The 2,995-nt window shown below is 72.9% G+C and carries 3 protein-coding genes and 1 pseudogene; all 4 read right to left on the bottom strand.

The genetic code is table 11. The annotated features are described in order from the left end of the window. A pseudogene (locus HW578_RS24835) lies at positions 1–251 on the bottom strand (UDP-N-acetylmuramoyl-L-alanine--D-glutamate ligase); the annotation flags it as partial. Continuing rightward, entirely contained in the window at positions 248–1,336 is a 1,089-nt protein-coding gene (gene mraY / locus HW578_RS24830) for a phospho-N-acetylmuramoyl-pentapeptide-transferase (protein ID WP_198373379.1), read from the bottom strand. The gene mraY and the pseudogene HW578_RS24835, both read right to left, overlap by 4 nt. Then, complete coding sequence (locus HW578_RS24825; RefSeq protein ID WP_198373378.1) at positions 1,333–2,703, bottom strand: UDP-N-acetylmuramoyl-tripeptide--D-alanyl-D-alanine ligase; 1,371 nt, start codon at positions 2,701–2,703, stop codon at positions 1,333–1,335. The genes mraY and HW578_RS24825 overlap by 4 nt, the downstream gene beginning before the upstream one ends. Then, on the bottom strand, positions 2,700–2,995 hold a 296-nt coding region (locus HW578_RS24820; RefSeq protein ID WP_408906266.1), incomplete at its 5' end, for a glutamate ligase domain-containing protein. The genes HW578_RS24820 and HW578_RS24825, both read right to left, overlap by 4 nt.

Raw genomic sequence — 2,995 nt, 5'->3', positions numbered from 1 at the left:
CGCGGCAGCAGGTGCGCGATGCCCGGCGAGAGCAGCAGCGCATCGGCGCGGAATCGCCCCTCGGCCGGGTCGCGTAGCGTGAGCCCCGCGGCGGCGCCGGCACAGCGCTGCGGCTCGCCGTCGTCCCAGGCCTCGACCTCGGCCCCCCAGTCGGCGAGGCGCAGCGCCGCCGGCAGCCCGGCGCGGCCGAGCCCGACAACGGCGATGCGCGCGCCGAGGAAGGGGGTGAAGGGCGGGGCGGGCGTGCTCATCGGATCTTCAGCGTGCTGAGCCCGACGAGGGCGAGGATCATCGCGATGATCCAGAAGCGGATGACGATGGTGGCCTCGGCCCAGCCCTTCTTCTCGAAATGATGGTGCAGCGGCGCCATCAGGAAGACGCGTCGGCCGGTGCGCTTGAACCAGAAGACCTGGACGATGACCGAGACGGTCTCGACGACAAACAGCCCGCCCACGATGGCCAGCACGATCTCGTGCTTGGTCGCCACCGCCAGCGCACCCAACGCGCCGCCCAGCGCGAGCGACCCCGTATCCCCCATGAACACCGCCGCCGGCGGCGCGTTGAACCACAGGAAGCCGAGCGCTGCGCCGATCAGCGCCGCGGCGAAGACCGCGAGTTCGCCGGTGCCCGGCACATAGTGGACCTGCAGGTAGTCGGCGAAGATGCGGTTGCCAACCAGGTAGGCGATCAGCGCGAATACCGCGGCTGCGATCATCACCGGCACGATGGCGAGCCCATCGAGGCCGTCCGTCAGGTTCACCGCATTCGACGCGCCCATCATCACCAGCATGCCCACCAGCGGGAACAGCAGGCCGAAGGGGATCAGCAGTTCCTTGAACACCGGCACCGCCAGCGTGGTGGCGAGCGGCCCGGGCATCAGCCAGGTGATCCAGGTCGCGGCGAACAGGCCGAGTCCCGCCTGCACCGCCAGCTTCATGCGGCCCGACACGCCCTTGGTGTTGCGCTTGGTCACCTTCAGCCAGTCGTCGGCGAAGCCGAGCGCGCCATAGCCCACGGTGACGATCAGCACGGCCCACACCATGCCCGAGCGCAGATCCGCCCAGAGCAGCGTCGAGACCGCCAGCGCGCCCAGGATCATCACGCCGCCCATGGTCGGCGTGCCCTTCTTCTCGATCAGGTGGCGCTCGGGGCCTTCCTCGCGGATCGGCTGGCCGCCACGCTGGAAGGACCGCAGCCAGCGGATGATGCTGCTGCCGAACACCAGGCAGATGAACAGCGCCGTCATCGCCGCCGCGCCGGCGCGGAAGGTGTGGTAGCGCGCCAGGTTGAACAGCTGGAACTGGTCCGCGTAGGGGGCGAGGAAATTGTAGATCATGCTACGGCGCTTCCGGTCAGCGCGCGCACCACGGCCTTCATGCCGGTGGCGAGGCTGCCCTTCACAAGGACGGTGTCGCCGTCGCGCAAGGCGGCGCGCACCAGCGGGGCGAGGTCTTCGGCGGTCTCCCGCCAGCCGCCGACCATGGCGGGCGGCAGCGCATCGATCGTGTGGCGCATCAGCGGCGCGCAGGCGAAGACGAGGTCGGCGGACCCGCGCAGATGCGCCGCGAGGTCGCGGTGCTCCGTCACCGCGAAGTCGCCGAGCTCGCCCATCTGGCCGAGCACGGCGATGCGCCGCCGGCCGGGTAGCAGCTTCAGCAGCGCGAGCGCGGCGCGCATCGACGGCGGCTGGCCGTTATAGGCCTCATCCAGCAGCAGCGCCGTGCCGCCGTCCGAGGTGGCGATGGGGCGCCGGTCGCCGCGCCCGGGCAGCGCGCGGAAGCCCGCGAGCGCGTGCGCGCCGGCGGCGATATCGGCGCCGATCGCCGACGCGGCGGCGAGCGCGGCGATCGCATTGGCCGCCATGTGCGTCCCCGGCGTGCCCAGCCGGAAAGCGAGGCGCGTGCCGAGGATCTCCGCCTCGATGTCGCTACCCTCGGCATCGGCCGCAATATGCGTGGCGCGGGCGTCGCCGCCCTCCCCGAAGGTGAGGATGCGCGCGCGCGAGGCGGCCTCGCGCAGGATCGGCAGCATCGGGCTCTCGGCGGGCAGGATGGCGATGCCGCCGGGTTCCAGCCCCTCCGCGATCGAGCCCTTCTCGCGCGCGATCGCCTCAAGGCTGCCCAGGTGGCCGATATGCGCGGCCCCGATGGCCGTGACGAGTACAACGTGCGGACGCGCGAGGCGCGAGAGCGGCGCGATCTCGCCCGGGTGGTTCATGCCGATCTCGATGACCGCGAAGGCCGCGTCGCGCGGCGTCCGCGCCAGCGTGAGCGGCACGCCCCACTGGTTGTTGAAGGATGCGACGGCGGCATGCGTCGTCCCGCTGGTGGCGAGGATCGCGCGCAGCATCTCCTTCGTGCTGGTCTTGCCGACCGACCCGGTGACCGCGATGACGCGCGCCGCGCTGCGCGCCCGCCCCGCCGCCCCGAGCGCGGTGAGCCCCGCCAGCGTGTCGGCCACGCGCAGCAGCGGCGCAGTCTGCGGGAGGCCGGGGATGTCGTGGTCCACCAGTGCCGCGGCGGCGCCCTTCTCGAGCGCATCCGCCACGAAGTCGTGCCCGTCGCGCGCATCGCGCAGCGCGACGAAGAGCTCGCCCGGCGCGATGGACCGCGTGTCGATGGACACGCCGGTGACCTCGACGTCGGCGGCAAGGGTTCCGCCGGTGGCGGCGCGGAGTTCTGCGCTGGTCCAGAGCGCGGTCATGGCGCGCCACCCGCCAGCCGCCGCACCACCGCCACGTCGTCGAAGGGGTGCACGATGCCGGCGATCTCCTGCCCGCTCTCGTGCCCCTTGCCTGCGACCGCCAGCACGTCACCGGGGCCGAGGTCGGACAGCGCCGCGGCGATCGCCGCCTCGCGCGCCCCGGCATCGATCGCGCCGGGCGCGCCGGCCAGCACGGCGGCGCGGATCGCGGCCGGGTCCTCGCTGCGCGGATTGTCGTCCGTGACCCAGATGCGGTCGGCGCCGACCGCCGCCGCCGCGCCCATCAGCGGCC

The organism is Roseomonas rosulenta (assembly GCF_016106005.1).
In the GTDB taxonomy this organism is placed as follows: Bacteria; Pseudomonadota; Alphaproteobacteria; order Acetobacterales; family Acetobacteraceae; genus Neoroseomonas; species Neoroseomonas rosulenta.
This window is presented reverse-complemented; position numbering and strand designations above follow the sequence as displayed.

Excerpts from the sequence above, each read along its gene's own strand:
- mraY (WP_198373379.1), bottom strand. The coding sequence starts at position 1,336 with ATGATCTACAATTTCCTCGCCCCCTACGCGGACCAGTTCCAGCTGTTC.
- HW578_RS24825 (WP_198373378.1), bottom strand. The coding sequence starts at position 2,703 with ATGACCGCGCTCTGGACCAGCGCAGAACTCCGCGCCGCCACCGGCGGA.